The organism is Stenotrophomonas thermophila (genome assembly GCF_001499715.1).
Classification (GTDB): domain Bacteria; phylum Pseudomonadota; class Gammaproteobacteria; order Xanthomonadales; family Xanthomonadaceae; genus Stenotrophomonas; species Stenotrophomonas hibiscicola.
The window spans coordinates 18920-37645 of record NZ_CVIW01000023.1 but is presented as its reverse complement, the minus strand read 5'-3'; the positions used below and the strand labels follow the sequence as shown (position 1 = coordinate 37645).

At 65.9% G+C, this 18726-nt stretch carries 12 protein-coding genes; 2 read left to right on the top strand and 10 right to left on the bottom strand.

The features are described 5' to 3' along the window. Positions 1 to 178 precede the first annotated feature (178 nt). A complete protein-coding gene (gene rne, locus BN1263_RS11265; RefSeq protein ID WP_058981204.1) occupies positions 179 to 3466 on the top strand; it encodes a ribonuclease E in 3288 nt (1095 codons plus the stop codon). Positions 3467 to 3583: 117 nt separating this feature from the next. On the opposite strand, the gene BN1263_RS11260 is transcribed toward rne, so the two are convergent. The 10 genes from BN1263_RS11260 to BN1263_RS11215 all read right to left on the bottom strand — a co-directional run bounded on the left by BN1263_RS11260 (position 3584) and on the right by BN1263_RS11215 (position 17433). Continuing rightward, the gene (locus BN1263_RS11260) at positions 3584 to 4471 is read right to left on the bottom strand and encodes an endonuclease/exonuclease/phosphatase family protein (RefSeq protein WP_058981202.1); all 888 of its coding nucleotides are present in this window, start codon (positions 4469 to 4471) and stop codon (positions 3584 to 3586) included. Between the two features lie 2 nt (positions 4472 to 4473). Then, positions 4474 to 7641, bottom strand: a complete 3168-nt coding sequence (locus BN1263_RS11255; RefSeq protein WP_058981200.1) for a discoidin domain-containing protein — start codon at positions 7639 to 7641, stop codon at positions 4474 to 4476. Then, positions 7638 to 8474 carry a carbohydrate ABC transporter permease gene (locus BN1263_RS11250; protein WP_058981198.1) on the bottom strand — a complete coding sequence of 279 codons (837 nt, stop codon included), beginning with the start codon at positions 8472 to 8474 and terminating at the stop codon, positions 7638 to 7640. The genes BN1263_RS11255 and BN1263_RS11250 overlap by 4 nt, the downstream gene beginning before the upstream one ends. Next, positions 8471 to 9352 carry a carbohydrate ABC transporter permease gene (locus BN1263_RS11245; RefSeq protein WP_058981196.1) on the bottom strand — a complete coding sequence of 294 codons (882 nt, stop codon included), beginning with the start codon at positions 9350 to 9352 and terminating at the stop codon, positions 8471 to 8473. Before BN1263_RS11245 ends, BN1263_RS11250 begins: the two co-directional genes overlap by 4 nt. Beyond that, a complete protein-coding gene (locus BN1263_RS11240; protein WP_448226384.1) occupies positions 9349 to 10725 on the bottom strand; it encodes a sugar ABC transporter substrate-binding protein in 1377 nt (458 codons plus the stop codon). The genes BN1263_RS11245 and BN1263_RS11240 overlap by 4 nt, the downstream gene beginning before the upstream one ends. Continuing rightward, positions 10694 to 12298 carry a glucoamylase family protein gene (locus BN1263_RS11235; RefSeq protein ID WP_019660460.1) on the bottom strand — a complete coding sequence of 535 codons (1605 nt, stop codon included), beginning with the start codon at positions 12296 to 12298 and terminating at the stop codon, positions 10694 to 10696. Before BN1263_RS11235 ends, BN1263_RS11240 begins: the two co-directional genes overlap by 32 nt. 243 nt (positions 12299 to 12541) lie before the next feature. Continuing rightward, positions 12542 to 15598: a TonB-dependent receptor gene (locus tag BN1263_RS11230; protein ID WP_058981192.1), complete on the bottom strand. Its 3057-nt coding sequence runs from the start codon at positions 15596 to 15598 to the stop codon at positions 12542 to 12544. A gap of 76 nt (positions 15599 to 15674) precedes the next feature. Further along, positions 15675 to 16712, bottom strand: a complete 1038-nt coding sequence (locus BN1263_RS11225) for a LacI family DNA-binding transcriptional regulator (RefSeq protein ID WP_019660462.1) — start codon at positions 16710 to 16712, stop codon at positions 15675 to 15677. Positions 16713 to 16861: 149 nt separating this feature from the next. Beyond that, the gene (locus BN1263_RS11220; protein ID WP_032963317.1) at positions 16862 to 17113 is read right to left on the bottom strand and encodes a BolA family protein; all 252 of its coding nucleotides are present in this window, start codon (positions 17111 to 17113) and stop codon (positions 16862 to 16864) included. Positions 17114 to 17133: 20 nt separating this feature from the next. After that, positions 17134 to 17433, bottom strand: coding sequence for a YciI family protein (locus tag BN1263_RS11215; protein WP_005410329.1), 300 nt, complete (start codon positions 17431 to 17433; stop codon positions 17134 to 17136). A 374-nt stretch (positions 17434 to 17807) separates the two neighbouring features. Between BN1263_RS11215 and BN1263_RS11210 the strand changes: the two genes are divergently transcribed. Then, entirely contained in the window at positions 17808 to 18713 is a 906-nt protein-coding gene (locus BN1263_RS11210) for a segregation and condensation protein A (RefSeq protein ID WP_019660465.1), read from the top strand. Positions 18714 to 18726 lie beyond the last annotated feature (13 nt).

Below are 18726 nucleotides of genomic sequence, written 5' to 3'. Positions count from 1 at the left end.
TGCGGCCCTGCAACACCCAAAACCCATAAGAGTGAAGCGCTCCCGCGGCCTGCCGTGGTGTCGTAGCGCTGGAAACCCAAGCCGCCCTCCCCGCGCTTGCGCGAATGGGCGGCGAGCCGTGTCCAGAGGCGAAACCCCATGGCGTTCCGCGCGGTAGCCGCTTGCGAGGAACGCAACAATGAAGCGAATGCTGATCAACGCAACGCAGGCTGAAGAGCTGCGTGTTGCCATCGTGGATGGCCAGTCGTTGTATGACATCGACATCGAGCAGCCGTCGAAGGAACAGAAGAAGTCCAACATCTACAAGGGCCGGATCTTCCGCATCGAGCCCTCGCTGGAAGCGGCCTTCGTCGAATACGGCGGGGGCCGCCATGGCTTCCTGCCGTTGAAGGAAATCTCCCGCGACTACTTCCAGGCCGGCGTCGACCACAACAAGGCCGGCATCCGCGAACTGCTGAAGGAAGGCCAGGAGATCGTCGTCCAGGTCGACAAGGAAGAGCGTGGCAACAAGGGCGCCGCCCTGACCACGTTCATCTCGCTGGCCGGCCGCTACATGGTGCTGATGCCGAACTCGCCCAGCGCCGGTGGTGTGTCCCGCCGCATCGAGGGCGAAGACCGGGCCGCGCTGAAGGACGCGCTGGACAAGCTGAATATTCCCGACGACATGGGCGTGATCATCCGTACCGCCGGCGTCGGCCGCGATGCGGAAGAACTGCAGTGGGACCTGGACTACCTGCTCAACGTCTGGCGCGCCATTGCCGAAGCCGCGCTGAGCAAGCCCGCTCCGTTCCTGATCTACCAGGAGTCGCGCCTGATCGTGCGCGCCCTGCGTGACTACCTGCGCGCCGACATCGGCGAGATCCTGGTGGACACCGAGGAGATGTACGAGCACGCCCGCGAGTTCATGCAGCAGGTGATGCCGCAGACCCTGCGCAAGCTCAAGCACTACAAGGACGACATCCCGCTGTTCAACCGCTTCCAGATCGAGTCGCAGATCGAAGGTGCATACGAGCGCAACGTGCGCCTGCCGTCGGGCGGCTCGATCGTGGTCGACCAGACCGAAGCACTGACCGCGGTCGACGTGAACTCCTCGCGCGCCACCAAGGGCAGCGACATCGAGGACACCGCGTTCCAGACCAACCTGGAAGCGGCCGAGGAAGTGGCCCGCCAGCTGCGCCTGCGCGACCTGGGTGGCCTGGTGGTCATCGATTTCATCGACATGGCCTCCAACAAGCACCAGCGCGAGGTCGAGAACCGCTTGGCCAACGCGCTGAAGTACGACCGGGCCCGCGTCCAGGTCGGCCGCATCTCGCGCTTCGGCCTGCTGGAAATGAGCCGCCAGCGCCTGCGCCCGAGCCTGGGCGAGTCCAGCCAGATCGTCTGCCCGCGCTGTGACGGCCACGGCCGCATGCGCAGCGTCGAGTCGCTGTCGCTGTCGATCATCCGCGTCGCCGAAGAGCATGCGATGAAGGAGAACACCGGGCAGGTGCTGGTGCAGGCCCCCGTGGAGATCGCCAATTACCTGCTGAACGAGAAGCGCAGCGCCCTGCGCGAGATCGAGCAGCGCCACGAGGCGCCGATCGTGATCGTCGCCGACGAGCAGCTGCATACCCCGCACTACACCGTCACCCGCCTGCGCGAGAATGAGTTGGGTGAAGAAAGCAGCAAGCCCAGCTACCAGCGGGGCACCCCGCGCAAGCTGCCGGTGCACGCGCTGACCAAGGGCCAGCTGAACATCCCGCCGCCGGCGGTGACCCAGGTCAAGCACACCTCGCCCGCCCCGGTTCGCGAGGAAGTTGAGCCGGCCAAGGCAGCTCCGGCCCCGGTCGCGGTCGCACCGACGGCCCCGGCCCCCAGCGGCGGCGTGATCGGCTGGCTCAAGCGCGTGTTCGGTGGCGAGCCGGCCCCGGCGCCGGCGCCGGCCGCTCCGGCGGCGCGTCAGTCGCAGGACGGTAGCCGCAAGGACCGCAACAAGGATCGCAACAAGGACCGCAAGGACCGTCGCGACGACAGTCGTGGCAATGGCAACGCGCAGCAGCAGAAGGATGGCGGCAACCGCAAGGACCGCGGCGAGCAGCGCAAGGACGGCCGCAACGGCAACAGCGGCAATGCGCAACAGCAGCCGCAGCAGGGCAAGCAGAAGGAGCCGCAGCACAAGGATGGCCAGCAGCAGCCGCAGCAGCAGAACAAGCCGCGCAACGAGCAGCAGGGCCAGAACCAGAACCAGCAGCCGAAGCTGAAGCAGCCCAAGCAGCCGCGCCCGCAGCAGCAGGACGGTGACAAGCCGGCCGAGAAGCCGCAGCGCAATGCCGCCGAAGCACCTGCCGAAGCCGTGACCGCAGCGGCAGCCGTAGCCGCTACGGCCGTCGCCGCCAACGGGGTGAACGCGCTGGAAGCCACCGCGCCGGTGACGCCGGTTGCTCCGGCACCCGCCGCTCCGGTGGAAGCCGCTGCGTCGGCCGACACCGCTGCCAACGCTGGCAGCGCGGCCGAGGTGACTGCGGTTGCCGGCGAGGAGGCTGCAACCGACACCAATGGCGAGCAGGCAGGCGAAGGGGCAACCCGCCGTCGTCGTGGCCGTCGTGGTGGCCGTCGCCGTCGTCGCGGTGGCACCGAGAATGCCGTCGGCAGCGACGCCCTGGGCGATGACCAGGACGATGGTGATGACGGTGAAGACACCGACGCCGCCGAGCCGAGCGTCAACAACACTGCCGGAACCGCTCCGGTTGCTGCGGTGCAGCCGGTCCGTTCGCAGCCGGAGTTCGACTTCGATGACGAAGTCGAGCCGATCGCCATCGAAGCCGGGAAGCCGGCCCGCGCTGCCGCCGCTGCGGTTTCCGCACCGGTTGCGGTGGTGAGCAGCGCCGTGGTCGAAGTCGCCGCCCCCGTCGCGGCTGAAGCGCAGGCGCCGGCCGAGGCTGCTGCGAAAACTGAAACGGTGTCCTCGCCGGTGCAGACCAGCATGCTCGATGCCATCGACGCTGCGACCCCGGTTCAGCCGGTCGCCGACGCCACTCCGGTGGTGGACGCTGCCGCGCCGGTGATCGAAGCAAAGCCGGTTGTGGCTGAAACGACCGCAGTGGCTGAAGCCGCTCCGGTGATCGAAACGAAGCCGGTCGCGGTCGAGGCCGCGCCGGTCGTGGAATTGAAGCCGCAGGTGGTTGAAGCAACCCCGGTGGTTGAAACCAAGCCGGTGGCCAGTGAGAGTGGCCCGGCGGTGGAGGCCGCCCCGGCCGTTGAAGCCACGCCGGTCGTCGAGACTGCGCCGATCGTGGAACAGCCGGTCGCGCCGGTGGCGGTGGAAGCCGCGCCGATCGAGGCCGCTGCCCCGGTCGCCGAAGCCGTGGTGACGCCGTCGATCGATCCGGTCGCCGATGGCCATGCCGACGCCGCAGCGCAGGCTGCAGAAGCCAGGGCCGATGAAGAAGACGAAGAGGCCGCCAAGCGCACGCCTCCGTCGAACTGATCGCGCCTTGATAGCGTGAAAACGAAACGGCGGGGGTCAATGATCCCCGCCGTTTTTGTTTGTGCGTCGGGCCGAACCGTGCCCACCAAGGTTGGCACCTACCCAAGCGTGCCTGCGTCAGGGTTTCGGCGCGAACTGCAGGCGGGTCCACACGCCGTAGTGGTCCGAGGCCCAGCGACCGCTGTCATCGGGCTGGTCGAACAGGATCTTCGCCTCGCGTGCGACCATCTCGTCCTGCTGGAAGAAGATGTGGTCGATCCGCGACGGCGCCTGGTAATAGTGACGGTTGAGCGTACTGACCGCGGACAGATCGGTGTTGACATGCACGCTGCCGTAGCTGTCGCCGTAGTGGCTGCGCAGCTCGCTCAGGTCGCCGGCATCCACCAGTGCATTGAAGTCGCCGGCGATCACCACCGGTGCACCGGCCGAGGTTGCAGTGATGAAGCGCAGCAGGTCTTCGACCTGGGTGCGACGGATGCGCTGCCCGTTCTCGTCGCTGCGCTCGTTCAGATGCGTGGCGTAGATGTTTACCGGCGTGCCGTCGACGTCGATGCGCAGGTGGGCCACGGTGCGGTAGTCGTCCAGCGGCTGCAGCAGATGATCGCCCTGAGCGAGGATCGGCCGCCGGGTCAGCAGCGCATTGCCGTAGCGCTTGGGTGCCGCGACCGGATCGGTGGACACGAACACATACCTGTAGCCGAGTTGGCCGGCCAGCCATTGCGCCTGGTTTCGCACGTTGCGGCGCTGGATCACTTCCTGCAGGGCAACCGCATCCGGCTGCAGGCGCTTGAGCTCGGCCAGGATGGTGCGGCGCCGGCTCGGCCAGTCTTCGCGGTCGTGGTGCAGGTTGAAGGTGACCATGCTCATGCCCGGCGCGCTGGCAACGTCGGGCGCCACAGTCGCGCCAGCCGGTTCAGCCGCCATCATCACGCCCGGCAATGCCATTGCAATGGCCAGCCCCAGGGCGCGCACCGACGTGCGCACCTTCGCCCGCTGCTGCTTCATCGTTACTGCCCCTTGCGTTCGGCGCGGCGCACTGCGCTCGGCACGTCGATCTCGATCCGCGCCGGCAGCTGGTGCACGTGCAGTTCTCTGTTGACCCACTGGGCCGCTTCACCGTTGATGCTCGCCTCGCCCGGGTCGCCGGCATACGGCCACGGCAGCACCACACCACCGACCGGTGGCACCAGGCCCGGTTGCACCTCCAGCACCAGCTGCTTGTCGCTGCGCTGCAGGCGGTAGTTCAACTGCCCCTGCGGCGTGCGCAGGCCCTGCACGGCAATGCCCTCGCCCTGCAGCCACGCGGTCGGCACGCCAGCGGCCAGTACCAGCGCATCGTCCAGATCACGGTTGTAAGCGAACATGTCCAGCGCAGAGCGCACGAAGTCCGAAGCCACCCAGGCGTGCGGCAGGTCACCGACGAAGAACGGCTTGCGCGGCGTGCGCGAGACCACTTCGGCCCACTGGTTCCAGGCCTGTGGCGCGCGGTCCCTGAAGAAGAACTCGGTGGCCTGCCAGGCGCGGTCGCGCCAGCCCAGGCGCACGAACGCTGCCACGTTGCGCCATTCGTACGGGGTGTAATCCTTCCACTCGCGCTTGCCATCGCGACGGGCAACGAACTCGCTCCAGTAGCGCTCGAAGGTCGCCTCCAGCGCCTGCTGCGGCAGCCGGCCCTGCTCGCCGCCGGGGGCAAGCGCGATCGTGGTGGAGGTCGCGTCGAAGTCGCCCAGCTCGGCCGAGCCCGGCAGGTAATCGATGTTGTGCTGCTGCATCGCCGACAGCAGCGAGGCCTGCAGGTCAGCACGGAACTGGTCGCGCGATTCGGCGATCTGCGTCGCCTCGACCTTGCCCAGCTGGGTCGCCAGCAGCGCCGCGTCCTTGTAGCCGCGCAGCGCCCAGAAGTTGTCCCAGTAGGAATGCATCGGCTTGGCCGAATAGCCTTCATGGCTGATCGAGGCCGGCATCATCCCGTAGAACGCCGGGTTGCGCGCGCGGTTTTCCTCGGTGCGCTCGCTGGCGCGCAGCTGCTCCATGTAGTTGTAGGCGCCCTGCACGTGCGGCCACATCAGCTCGGTGAACGTGCTGTCGCCGGTGTAGCGCCCATACTCGGCGATGCTGTAGATCAGCTCGCCATGGCTGTCGTTCTCCGGCACCGGGTCGCTGCCGCGCGCGTCGACGCAGCACGGCACCTTGCCGTTTTCGAACTGGTACGGCGCATACCAGTTGATGTAATCGCGCACCGCATCACTGCGCCCCATGCGCAGCAGGCCCTCGGAGATCATCGCGCCGTCGCGGATCCAGCTGCGCGCATACGACCGCGTGCCCGGCTGCAGGCGCGGTCCGACACGCGAGATCAGCATGTGCGCCACCGCCGTGCGCAGGGTATCGGCCAGTGGCTGGCCTGCAGCAGGCACCTGCAGCGAAACCACGCCCAGCTTCTTCCGCCATTGCTCGGCCACCTGCGCCTGCGCCTTGGCCACATCCAGCGCCTGCGGCGCCCAGCCACCGGTCTGTGGCAGCACCACCGCCACCTCACGGTTCTGCCCGGGCTCCAGCCTGATCGTGTACACCAGCGCACCCGACGCCATGCCGGTGCTGTCCTTCACCGCCGTGGTCGCCGGGTACGTGCCGCTTTCCAGATGCATCGCATCGAGCTTGCCATCGAACGTACTGGCAAAGCGCGCGTCCGGTATCTGCAGCGGATAGATCCGCGGCTCACCGTTGACCCGAACCAGCTGCTCACCTACATCCAGGGCATCAATCCGGCTGAAGCCTCCGATGGTATTAAGGAACTGGGTGGGCGGATTGACCTGCCACGGCCGTATCGCCAGTGCCAGGGTGTATTCGTGCGCGACCTTGTCCGGATTGCTCAGCCGGTAGCGGCCGATCAGCTGCGCACGCTCGGGCGTGCCCTGCACGAAACCGGTCACCGAGAGTCCGGCCTTCTCATGCACCCAGTCGACGGTGGCGATCGGCAGGTAGTGATCCTGCAGCGACTGAGTGATAGCCACTTTCGACCAGTCCAGCAGCTTGCCGTCCAGGCGGATGAACGGCTCGATGCTGAAGCTGCCCTTGGCCGGCTCCAGCGCGCCATCTTCGCTGATCAGCGCCTGCTCCTGGCCACCATCGAGGCCGAGCAGGGTCCAGTAGGGCTGTTCGCCCACATACGCGCGCGGCAACGAACCGCGCGGCAGATCGGCGGCTACCGAGGACAGGAAGGCATTGGGCGTGGCGGCGAACGCCAGCGGCTTGAGTGCGATGTCACGGATGCCATAGCGCCAGTTCGGGCCATCGCGCAGATCGAAACGCACGTAGCGCGCGTCGGTATCCGGCAGGGCAAGCCAGTCGCGGCCACCGGCACCGCTGGTCACTTCGCGCACGATGCGCCAATCCCGGCCATCCTCGGACGTCCGCACGGTGTAGCGATTGGCTTCCAGGTTCGGCAGCCAATCGATCACGACACCGCCGATCTCGCGGCTCTTGTACAGGTCCAGGCTGATGGTCTGCTGCTTGACGCCACCGCTGATCCAGAACGTGTCGCTCTTGCCGTCGATCATGCGGTCCTGCAGCGCGGTGGCGGTATCGGCAATCACCGACGGCACCAGCGCCGAATCATCCTGCGGTGGCAGCCCCTGCAGGGTCAGCCTGTCGAAGCATACGGTGCCGCGGCCGCCGACCTTGCTGTAGATCGTGAACTCGACTGCGGCGCTGCGCGCCATCTCCTTCTCGGGCGAGGGACCCCACGCCTTGTCGATCTGGCGGCGGCGGTACTCGACCGGCGTCCAGCCCTTGGGGAAACTGTAGCCGGGACGATTGACCCACCAGACGTTGTCACCGCTGGCATCGATCAACTTGAACTGCAGGTCGTTGCCCGGTGAATCACCGCGCAACTGGAAGCCGAAGCGGTAATTGACCGGGTATTCGATGTTCAGCGCGCGGCGGATGCCGACGTAGCCGGAGACATCGTGGAAGTCATAGTCCAGGCACAGCGCGCGGCCGCCGCCAGCGCCACTGACCGGGCGCAGCGAACCGCTGACCTGGTCGGACAACACCAGCTTCCAGGCCGCGACGTCGTCGAAGTCGTCCAGCACCTTCGGTGCCGGCAGCGCCGGTGGCGCGGCGATCGCCAGGGAGGTCCACAGCAGGCCCAGTCCAACGGCGATCGCTCGCTTCATCCCTTGACGCTCCCCAGCAACAGACCTTGGATGTAGTACCGCTGCAGCACCAGGAACAGCGCCAGCACCGGGACCACGGTGACCACCGCGCCGGCCATCATCATTTCCACGTCCATGATGTGCTCGCGCGAGAGGGTGGCCAGCGCCACCGGCAAAGTGTAGTGCTCCTGATCGGTCAACACGATCAGCGGCCACATGAAATCGTTCCATGCGCCCATGAAGGTGAAGATCGCCAGGGTCACCAGCACCGGCTTGAGCATCGGCAGCACGATCTGGAAGAAGATGCGCAGCTCCCCTGCCCCGTCGATACGCGCCGCTTCAAGCAGCTCGTCCGGGATCGAACGCGCGTACTGACGCACCAGGAAGATGCCGAACACGCTGGCCAGCGCCGGCACGATCACCCCACCAAAGCTGTTGACCAGGCCCAGCTGCTTCATCAGCAGGAACAGCGGCAGCATCGCCACCTGCGCTGGAATCACCAGCGCCGCCATCAGCACCTGGAACAGGCGCTCGCGGCCGACGAAGTTGAGCTTGGCGAACGCATAGCCGGCCATGGTGTTGAACAACAGCGAGCCAAAGGTGATCGCCAGCGAGACGAGCAGGCTGTTGGCGAAGTTGCCACCCATGCCGGTACGCGCGAACAACTCATGGTAGTTGTGCGTGGTGATGCTCGAAGGCAGCAGCGGCGGCGGGAAATGGCTGGCCTCGCCCTGCGGCATGAACGAGACCGAGAGCATCCACAGCAGCGGTGCCAGGCTGACCAGGGCCAGGACCAGCAACGCGCCATTGATCATCCACGGGTACCAGCGCGACTGGCCGATTTCACGACTCATACCAACTGCCTCTTGCGGCCGAAACGCAGCATCACGGTGGTCACCGCCAGGATGATCAGGAACAGCAGGAACGCCACCGCGGAGGCGCGTCCCAGGTTCCACCACTTGAAGCCTTCCTCGAACATGAAATACAGCACGCTGACGGTGCTCTGCAGCGGGTCGCCGCGGGTCATGACATACGGCTCGGCGAACAGCTGGAAGTAGCCGGACACGGTGATCACCCCGACCACCAGCAGCACCGGGCCGAGCATCGGCAGGGTGATGTGCAGGAACTGCTTCCAGCGCGAGGCGCCGTCGATGCGCGCGGCCTCGTACAGGTCATGCGGGATCGCCTGCAGGCCGGCCAGGAAGATCACCATGTTGTAGCCGAAGTTCTTCCACACTGCGAACAGCATGATGGTCGGCATCGCCCAGTTGGGATCGCCCAGCCAGTCGATCGGGCTGATGCCCAAATGGCCCAGGCCGTAGTTCACCAGGCCGTAGCTGGTATGGAACAGGTAGCGCCAGATCACCGCCACCGCCACCAGCGTGGTCACCACCGGCGCGAACAGCGCGGTGCGGAACAGCGCCTTGAAGCGCGTGGCCGGTGCATTCAGCAGCATCGCCGCGCCCAGCGACACGCTGATCGACAAGGGCACACCGATCAACACGAAGTAGGTGGTGTTCCACAGCGACTTCCAGAACATCGGTGTCTGCAGCAGGTCGATGTAGTTGCCGAGGCCGACAAACCGCAGGTTGCTGCTGTCAGCCAGGGCATACAGGTCGAAGTCGGTCACGCTCAGCGCCAGCGCCGAAGCCACCGGCAGGCCGAAGAACACGCCCAGCACGATCAACGAGGGCCCGGCGAAGATCCAGCCGGCAAGCGAAGTACGTTTCATTGCGCGCTCCCGGCGGCTACGGCACTGCTGGACTGCGACGACGGCGCGCGCTGCTGCAGGCGTTGTTGTTCATGCATCCAGCGGCGCTTGGCCAGCACCTTGTCCACGCGCTGGTCCAGTTCTTCCACGGCCTTGTCCTGCGGCAGGCCACCGCGCACCACCTTCTCGGTGACGATGCGCATTTCCTGCACGATGCGCTCCCATTCGAGCACCTTCGGCGTCGGCTTGACTCGCTCCAGCTGGTCACGGAATGCCGCTGCCAGCGGATCGTTGGCCAGCGACGGTGCGTTCCAGGTACTGCGGCGCGGCGGCAGGTCGCCGATGATCGAATGGAAACGCGCCTGGATCTGCGGCCGCGACAGGAACTCGATCAGCTTCCACGACGCTTCCTTCTGCTGCGACTTGCGGAAGATCACCAGGCTGGTACCACCGGCGATGCCGGCGCCGGGGCCGTCCGGACCCGGTAGCGCCGCGGTGCCCCACTGCCCTTCCAGTTCCTTCGGCTGCAGCTTCTTGAACTCGCGGATGTTCCAGGGGCCGGAGATGTAGAACACGTTGAAGCCGCGGAAGAACTCGTCCCAGACGTTGGAGATCTGCGTCTCGGACATTTTCGGCGCCCAGCCCTGCTCGAACATGTTGGCGTAGAAGGCCAGCGTGCGGCGGAACCCCGGGCTGGCGAAATTGCCGCGGGTGTCATCGTCGCGCAGCAGCGCATCGGGTTGCTGCAGTGCCAAGGACAACTGCTGCTCGAACTCATTGATCGGCATCAGCACCGCATAGCGGTTCGGACCCTGCATGCGCTTGATCGCCGCCATCTGCTCGTCCCACTCGGCCCAGGTACGCGGCGGGTGGTCGTAGCCGGCCTTGGCCAGCAGGTCCTTGCGGTAGTAGATCAGGCGTGTATCGACGTACCACGGCACGCCCACCAGCTCGCCGTGGATCACGTTGGTATCCCAGATGCCCTGGAAGTAGTCCTTTTCATCAACGACCGCCGAGTGATCGACGAACGGCTGCAGCGGTGTCAGCGCATCGAGCTCGGCGAACTCGGGCACCCAGGTGTTTCCGAGCTGGCAGACATCCGGCAGGCCATCGGCAGCGAACGCGGTCAGCAGTTTCTCGTGCGCTGCCGTCCACGGGATGTTCTGCACATCCACCTTGATGCCGGGGTTCTCGGCCTCGAACTCGTGGATCAGCTCGCTGACCACCTCGGCTTCGCGACCCATCGCCCAGAAGCGCACGGTGGTGGTTCCAGGCTCGGTGCGGGCGCAGCCGGCCACGGCCAAAGCGGCCAGGGCGGGCAGCGCCCAGCGGCGCAGGCGGTCGATCCAGTTCGGCACCGGGTTACTTCCCCTGCCCTGTGTTGCGGTTGGCATTGTTTTTCTGTTCCTGCGCGGCAGCCGCGCGTGATTCGGCGATACCCACCGCGCGTGCCGCCGCGGCCTTTTCGTCCTTCTGCAGCTCCAGCGGCTGGAACGCGCCTTCCGGCGCCAGCCAGCCACCGCTGAACCCTGCCCGCTCCAGTCCCTTGCGGATGTAGGGGTTCTTCTTCATCACCTCCCACACGAAATCGTTGCGGTAGTTGGCGATCATGGTCAGGATCGGTCCCTGGTCGATGGCGATGTAATCGCTGGCGACCCAGCCGCGATCCGGCACCAGGCGGCCGGTCTTGATCGGGATGTCGTAGTTGAAGCTGGGGTTGAATGAATCCAGGAAGCCATAGCTGGAATAGATGTAGTCGCCGTAGCGCTTGTGCATTTCCAGCGTGGCCGGGATCACCTGCTCCGGCGCAAACACCACCGAGGCGATCGCAGCAGTCGGGGCGATGGTGCCGTCATCGAAATTCTCGCGCAGCCCAGCGCCGCGCGAGGAGTAATGGCGGAACTGGCGCTGCTCGCCGCGGTACTCCTGCGTGGTGTTCTGCGGGCCATCGCTGGCGGTCAGGCCCCACACATTCTCGCCATACTCCTTCCACTGCATCGGGTTGGCGATGGCGTATTCGCGCTGGGCCAGCGCAGCCGAGCGGCTGTTGAGGAAATAGGTGCTGCCGCGCTCGCGCATGTATGCGTCCTGGATATCGCGGAAGTCGATCCAGACGTGGCTGTACTGGTGGCCGAACAGCGGGCCGAAGGACAGGTATTCCTGGCCCTGGTAAACACCCCAGTCGTTGTCGTAGGTGCGCGTCCACACCGTCCACGCATCCGGGCTGACCGGGTGCGTGGGCGACCCCAGGGCAAGGATGTAGACCATCATCGCCTCGTTGTAGCCCATCCAGTCGTGGTCGATGAAGCCGCTCTCGGGGAACCAGCCCATCGAGATCAGCGGCGCACGCTGCTGCAGCCACGGCCAGTCCACCTTCTTGTACAAGGTGTCGGCGATCTGGCGGATCTCCTTCTCGCGCGGATCATCGCCGTCGTAGTACGACTGCGCGAACAGCACGCCCATCATCAGCAGTGCGGTATCCACCGAGGACAGTTCGACCCAGCTGTCGTAGCGACGGCCTTCCTGCATGTCCAGGAAGTGGTAGTAGAAGCCCTTGTAGCCGGCCTTGCCGGTGCGCTGCGGGCCCATCGGCACATCGCGGAAGAACTTCAGCGTGGTCAGCGTGCGGTCGATGGCCTGGTTGCGGCTGACCCAGCCGTTTTCTATGCCGATCGGATAGGCAGTCAACGCGAAACCGACCGAGGCGATGCTGGCGAACGGCCGTGACGGGTAGCGGTCCGGGGTCAGGCCGTTCACTTCGTTGGTGGTGTCCCAGAAGAACTGGAAGGTGCGGCGTTCGATGTCATCGAACAGCGGCGGAAGCTCCGGCTTCATCGGCCGCGGCGGTGCGTCGGCCTCGATCAGGATCACCGGCGGGCGGGGCTTGGCAGGTTCCTGCTGGGCCGGCTGGCAGGCGGCCACGGCCAGGCTCAGCGCTGCGGCGGACAACAGATGGCGTGCCTGCATGGCGCGGTTCCTCCGGTGGTCTGATCGATGGGAAAGCATAACGTCCAATGATCTGAAATCGTTTACAAGGTGCGTTCTTAAAAAACCACGAAAAACGTGGCTTGACACCGCGATCATTGCCCACGCCGCTGCCCCCTGGCCGGCAGCGGCGTGGGCAATGGACCGGCACAGGGCCGGCCATTGCCGTTTTGACCGATGCCGCCAGCGAGCCGGCGGCATCGGGTCATGCATCACCGCCCGGGCTTAGAAGCGGAAGCCCACTTCGGCCTTGACCTGGCGCGGAGTACCGATGATGTCGCCGGTCTCGTTGTAGCTGGCCTGCAGCTTGCCGTTGGTCTTGACGTAGTTGTAGGTGGAGAAGTTGTCGAAGTTGAACACGTTGATGATGTCCAGGCGGGCGTACAGCTCGGTGTTGCCCGCCAGCTTGAACGTCTTCGTCGCCTGCAGGTCGACCGAACGGTAGCCGAAGATCTTGCCACCCACCAGGAACTTGCCGGTGGCGTTGGGCACGGCCGCCTGCGGGGTCGGCAGGGTGTAGCCGCTGGCCTGCATCACCGGGTACCAGTCGTTGACGGCGGTCGGGGTGGCCAGGGTGATCTTGCCGCCGAAAGTGATGCCCCAGAAGCCCGCGTAGGAACCGGTCACCACCAGGCGGTGGCGCGGCGCGCCGTTGGAGCGGATGGTCGGGTAGTCACCGATCAGGCCGCGATCGAACGCATACTTCTCGTTGATGTCGCGGTTATGGCGCGCAGTGGTCCAGGTATAGGCGATCGAGGTGCCCCAGCCGCTTTCCTTGGTGAACGGCTTCTGTGCCGACAACAGGACCTGGGTGGCGCGGGTCTTGATGCCCTGCTGGCCGATGATCAGGCTGCCGAAGCCCGGCACGTTGCAGCTCCAGGCCTGGCTCAGGCCTGCGGAGGTGCCGCCGCACAGGCGCGGATCATCGAAGAACTGGCCGGTCGGGTAGCGGTTGCCCAGGGTGAAGGCGAAGCCGTCGTAGCTCAGGGTACGAGCGATGGTGGCATCGGTCAGCCAGTCGCCGATCTGGTTGCTCATGCCCAGGCTGAACTGATCGGAGTACGGCGCCTTCAGCTTGTTGTTCAGCAGGTCAACCTCCAGCCCGGCATTGCTGGTCGCGCCGACCAGTGCCTGCAGGTTGCCGATGCCGTTGAGCAGGTTCGGGTTCCAGTCATAGCAGGCGGCCTGGCCGTTGATGCAGGCGCCAGTGGCCGGGTTGCGGAAGTAGATGGTTGGCTGCGGCAGGGCCAGCTTGGTGGTTTCCAGCTGCAGGTTGTCGAACAGGTCACGGTCGTAGGAACGGCCGGCACCACCGTGGATCACGTGCTGCTCGTCGGCATTGATGTCATACGAGAAGCCCAGGCGCGGCTGCCAGGCATCCTTGAATGCCTTGCGGTTGTGGCCGTTGCTGATGTAGTCGCTGATGTCCAGGCCGCCCAGTGCCAGCGAATCGGCATAGGTCTGGCCGGCGGGGGCGCGCGGATCCTGCGAATAGATGGCGTCGACCACCTGCTGCGGGGTCACGAAGTCCAGGTAGGACGGGGTCTTCTCGTAGTCCCAGCGCAGGCCGATGTTCAGCTGCAGGTGGTCGTTGACCTGCCAGTCGTCCTGGATGAACACGCCGTACTGCTTGGACTTCGAACGCACTTCGCCGGACACGCCGGTCACGCCGGTCACCGGCTTGACGAACTGCGCCTTGTACGGAATGGAATCGGGGAAGTCCGGATCGCCCAGCGAGTAGGTGAAGGTCGGGTTGATCTGCGCCGCATCGGATGCGTACAGATCGATCGCCTTGTACTTCACGCCCATCTTGATGGTGTGGTCACCGGCCCACTGGATGCCATCCAGGGTCAGGTTGTCTTCGATCGACCAGCCCTTCTGGCCCTTCACCTGCGAATCCAGTGCCGAGGCGCCACCGATCTTCACGATGGTGCGGTCTTCGGGGCCGTCCGGTGCGGTGTAGGTGATGCCGTTGGCCAGCGTCAGCGGGGTCGGGTTGTTGAACGAGTCTTCGTGGGTGACCATCAACTCGTTGTAGTAGCGCTCACCGCTGTGGTTCCAGCGCAGGGCGTAACGACGGTCGGTGTTGACCACTTCACGGCCGGCTTCCGGCGAGGTCTGGCCACTGAACTGCGACTGGGTTTCGTCGCGGTCCTGGAAGGTCAGCTCGATGCGATCGTTGTCGGTCGGCTCGAAGTCGATCTTGCCGAAGATCAGGTCCTGCTGGAACGGCTGGCTGGCCGGGCCAAGGCCGGCGGCGCCGGCCGGCGGCAGCAGGCCGGCAGCGCCGGTGACCGCGCCATCCGGCGCGATGGTGACCGGCAGGTCGAAGCGCTTGGCTTCGTAGGTCACGAAGAAGTGCGCCTTGTCCTGGATGATCGGGCCGCCCAGGGCGAAGCCGTATTCCTTCTCGGCCGAGACCATCTTCTCCTTGCCACCCTGGCGCTCGGCCGGGGTCTTGGCACGCATGTCTTCATCGGTGTAGCGGTAGAACGCCTCACCCTTGAACTCATTGGTGCCGGACTTGGTTGCAGCCGTCACCGCGGCGCTCGACACCTGGCCATACTCGGCCTTGTAGTTGCCGCTGATGACCTTGTATTCGCCGATGGCCAGCTGCGGGAACGGGTTGCCGGCGCTGCCGGACTGGCCGGCCACGCCGCCGCCCTTGACGTAGCTCTTCTGGCCCACACCGTCGATGTACACATTGGTGCCGTCGGCATTGGTGGCGCCGCCGCGCAGCGAGGTGTTGCCCTTGGCGTCGCGGGTGAAGATCAGGCCCGGCACCGCGTCGGCGAACTCCAGGAAGTTGCGCGACACCTGCGGGGTGGTCTGGATCTGCTGCAGGCTGACGGTCTTGCCGACTTCGGAGGTACGCACTTCCTGCAGCAGGGTCGGCGCAACAACATTGACGGTATCCAGGTTGGTGGCCGCGGTCGAGCCCGGGGTGCTGCTGGCTGCGCCGGCGAAGTTCAGCGTCGCGGTCGACGCCACGGTGACGGTGACCTTCTGGGTCTGGCCGTTGGCGACCACGTTGTAGGTGCCCGGATCCAGGCCCATCAGCGAGTAGCTGCCGTCGGCGCGGATGGTGCCACGGCGGACGGTACCGGTGGCCACGTTGGTGGCGGTCACTTCGGTGCCTGCCTGGGCGCCGGCAACCTGGCCGCGCAGGCTGGCGTTGGCCGACTGCGCCATGACGTTGGGGGCGGCAGCCAGCATCAGGCAGCTGACCAGTGCGGTGCTCAGCAGCCGGCGCGCCGGCATGCGGAAGGTGGTATGCATCATCAACTCAATCTCCGGGTGGCGGTAACCGCTTGCGCGGTCCCTGCGATCAATCAAAAAAGAAGGAACGCCTCTGGCTTCAACGGCCGGATGGCGGAGTGGTGGAATCGCGAACAATCAAGCGGGGAACCAGGGTCTGCTTGTCCCCTGCCCCATCCGTGGAGGTGCCGTCCATCAACTGCATCAGACGCGTCATGGCCCGGTCGCCGAGCTCGGCGATGCTGACCTGCATGGTGGTCAGCGACGGGTGGACGAAACGCGCCAGTGGAATGTCATCGAAACCCGCCAGGGCAACATCGGCGGGCACACGGACGCCGGCCTGGGTGAATGCATACAGGCACCCCAGGGCCATCATGTCGTTGGCGGCGAATACGGCATCGGGCAGCGCTCCGGCTGCCAGCAACTCCTGACCGGCACGATGGCCGGAAGCTTCGTCGAAATCACCGGGCAACTCGATGCCTTCGGCGCCACCGCCAAAAGCCACCAGCGCGTCACGGAAGCCGCGCAGGCGCTCGCGCGCGTCGAAGTTGAGATCCGGGCCAGAAATGAAAGCGATGCGACGGTGGCCGGCGTCCAGCAGGTGGCGGGTCATCGCCATCGCACCTGCGTGGTCATCGATGCTCAGCACCGGGTGGTCCTGCCCGGGCAGATAGGTATTGATCAACACCGTCGGCAGCGACTGCGGCAGGTTGTCGGTCAGGAAGCCCGGGCTCTCGGCGTACGGCGAGAGCACAAGCAGGCCGTCGACGCGGCCGCGCATGGCACGCAGGGCGGCGCCCTGCTGTTCCTGGTCGCCGTGGTAGCTGGACACCAGCAGGTGCTGGCGGCGGTTGCGGGCCACGCCATCGATGCCGCGCATCAACTCGGAGAAGAATTCGCCGTACAGGTCAGGCAGCACCACGCCCACCGTGTTGGTGCGGCGGCTGCTCAGGCTGCGGGCGGCGGCGTGCGGGGTGTAACGCAACCGTGCGGCCACCTCCAGCACAAGCTGGCGGACCGGTTCGGCGACATTTTCATGCCCGTTGAGCGCGCGGGAAACCGTGGCCACGGAGACCCGGGCTTCGCGAGCGACGTCTTTGATTGTGATAGCTGCCTTGTTCACGAAGCCGCCCTCCACGGCTTGGACCTACCAGCATTGGCGCGGAATGTAAGCGTTTCCATCTGGGCTTGTAAACAGTCCGTTAGGCGAATGTCCTGAAATGGACATGGAAATCTGTCTGTGGCGGGCCCGCTGACGGACCCGCCAGGACAGTGTGGGACAAGGGCTCAGCCCTGTTCTGACGGGGTCAATGCGCGAATGGACAGCGCGTGGATGTCGGTCTCCATCATCGCGCCCAGCGCGGCATAGACCGCGCGATGCCGGGCCAGTGGACCCAGTCCGGCGAAGCGTTCACTGACCACATGCACGTTGAAATGGCCGCGGCCATCGCGCGCACCGGCATGGCCGGCATGACGATGACTGTCGTCTTCGATTTCCAGCACGCTGGGGGCCAGCGCCTGCTGCAGTGCGTCACGCATCCGCTCGATCCGCTCCGCGTTCACGGCAGGACCTTGCGGAACGGACGCACCTGTACATGGGTGTAGACGCCCGCGGCTACGTAAGGGTCGGCATCAGCCCAGGCCTGGGCCTGCACGAGCGACTCGAACTGCGCGATCACCACCGAACCACTGAAGCCGGCCGGGCCCGGGTCCTCGCTGTCTACTGCCGGGCACGGTCCGGCCAGCAGCAGGCGGCCTTCGTCGCGCAGCGCGTGCAGGCGCGCCAGGTGTTCCGGACGTGCCTGCAGTCGCTGTGCCAGCACGTCCTGGCCGTCATAGCCTTCAATCACATACCACACGGCATTTCCTCGCTTGCGTTGTCGGGTGCGCAGATTCTAGCCAATGCCGCCCTGGCCCCAGCCCGGCTGGACACTGGCGCGACAAAGGCTTACCCTAGACACCATTGCACGTGGCTGGATGCAGCAGCCCGTCGGTTTCTGCGGCCAATGCAGCCCCCGACGACCGTCCCGCTGCTTCGAACCGGACCACCTGGCCGGGCCACGTAGACGACCTCCCCGTAGTTCTGTCGCTGCCGTCTCCTGCGGCGCGTCCTGCTGTTTGATATGTGTGGAATCGCGCCGATCCCGGCGTGTCTGGTGCCCTGGGGCGCCGTGGCGTTGGCCCGGCGAACCCGGTGCCGCGACTGGTCCGTTGCAATCCTGATGTCCATTAGATGACTTCCGAACTCGCGCTTGACGCGAACCCGCCAACCCGGCCGCCCGCCCCCCAGCAGCAGGAAATGCCGCTGGCCGTGGTGCATGGGCAACCGGTCCTGCAGATCCCGCAGGACCTGTACATCCCGCCGGACGCGCTGGAAGTCATCCTGGACGCCTTCGAAGGCCCGCTGGACCTGCTGCTGTACCTGATCCGCCGCCAGAACCTGGATGTGCTGGACATTCCCGTGGCCGAAATCACCCGGCAGTACGTGGAATACATCACCGTGATGCGCGAGCTGCGCTTCGAGCTGGCGGCCGAGTACCTGGTGATGGCCGCGATCCTGGCCGAGGTGAAGTCGCGGATGCTGCTGCCGCGCCCGGTCAGCGAGGAAGGCGATGAGGCCGACCCGCGCGCCGAGCTGGTGCGCCGGCTGCAGGAGTACGAACGTTTCAAGCAGGCCGCCGAGGACATCGACGCCCTGCCCCGCCAGGACCGCGACACCACGGTGGCGCATGCCTTCATGCCCGAGCGCGCCACGGTGAAGCTGCCGCCGCCGGTGGACCTGAAGGAAATGCTGCTGGCGCTGCACGACGTGCTCAAGCGCGCCGAGCTGTTCAGCGGCCACGCCATCAAGCGCGAGGCACTGAGCGTGCGGCAACGCATGGGCGAGGTACTCGGCCGCCTGGAAGACGGCAGGTTCTATCGCTTCGAAGGGCTGTTCACGGCCGAAGAAGGCAAGCTGGGCGTGCTGGTCACGTTCCTGGCGGTGCTGGAGCTGGCCAAGGAACAGCTGCTGGACATCGTCCAGGAAGAACCGCTGGCGCCGATCTACGTCAAGTCGCTGGCGGCCGGCAACACCAACGCCCCGCTGCAGTTCAGCAGCGAGTTTGACGACAACGACGCCGCCAATGCCAATGAGTGAGCGCTGAGTGCCG

Excerpts from the sequence above, each read along its gene's own strand:
- rne (WP_058981204.1), top strand. The coding sequence starts at position 179 with ATGAAGCGAATGCTGATCAACGCAACGCAGGCTGAAGAGCTGCGTGTT.
- BN1263_RS11260 (WP_058981202.1), bottom strand. The coding sequence starts at position 4,471 with ATGAAGCAGCAGCGGGCGAAGGTGCGCACGTCGGTGCGCGCCCTGGGG.
- BN1263_RS11255 (WP_058981200.1), bottom strand. The coding sequence starts at position 7,641 with ATGAAGCGAGCGATCGCCGTTGGACTGGGCCTGCTGTGGACCTCCCTG.
- BN1263_RS11250 (WP_058981198.1), bottom strand. The coding sequence starts at position 8,474 with ATGAGTCGTGAAATCGGCCAGTCGCGCTGGTACCCGTGGATGATCAAT.
- BN1263_RS11245 (WP_058981196.1), bottom strand. The coding sequence starts at position 9,352 with ATGAAACGTACTTCGCTTGCCGGCTGGATCTTCGCCGGGCCCTCGTTG.
- BN1263_RS11240 (WP_448226384.1), bottom strand. The coding sequence starts at position 10,725 with ATGCCAACCGCAACACAGGGCAGGGGAAGTAACCCGGTGCCGAACTGG.
- BN1263_RS11235 (WP_019660460.1), bottom strand. The coding sequence starts at position 12,298 with ATGCAGGCACGCCATCTGTTGTCCGCCGCAGCGCTGAGCCTGGCCGTG.
- BN1263_RS11230 (WP_058981192.1), bottom strand. The coding sequence starts at position 15,598 with ATGATGCATACCACCTTCCGCATGCCGGCGCGCCGGCTGCTGAGCACC.
- BN1263_RS11220 (WP_032963317.1), bottom strand. The coding sequence starts at position 17,113 with ATGCGTGACGCACTGCAGCAGGCGCTGGCCCCCAGCGTGCTGGAAATC.
- BN1263_RS11210 (WP_019660465.1), top strand. The coding sequence starts at position 17,808 with ATGACTTCCGAACTCGCGCTTGACGCGAACCCGCCAACCCGGCCGCCC.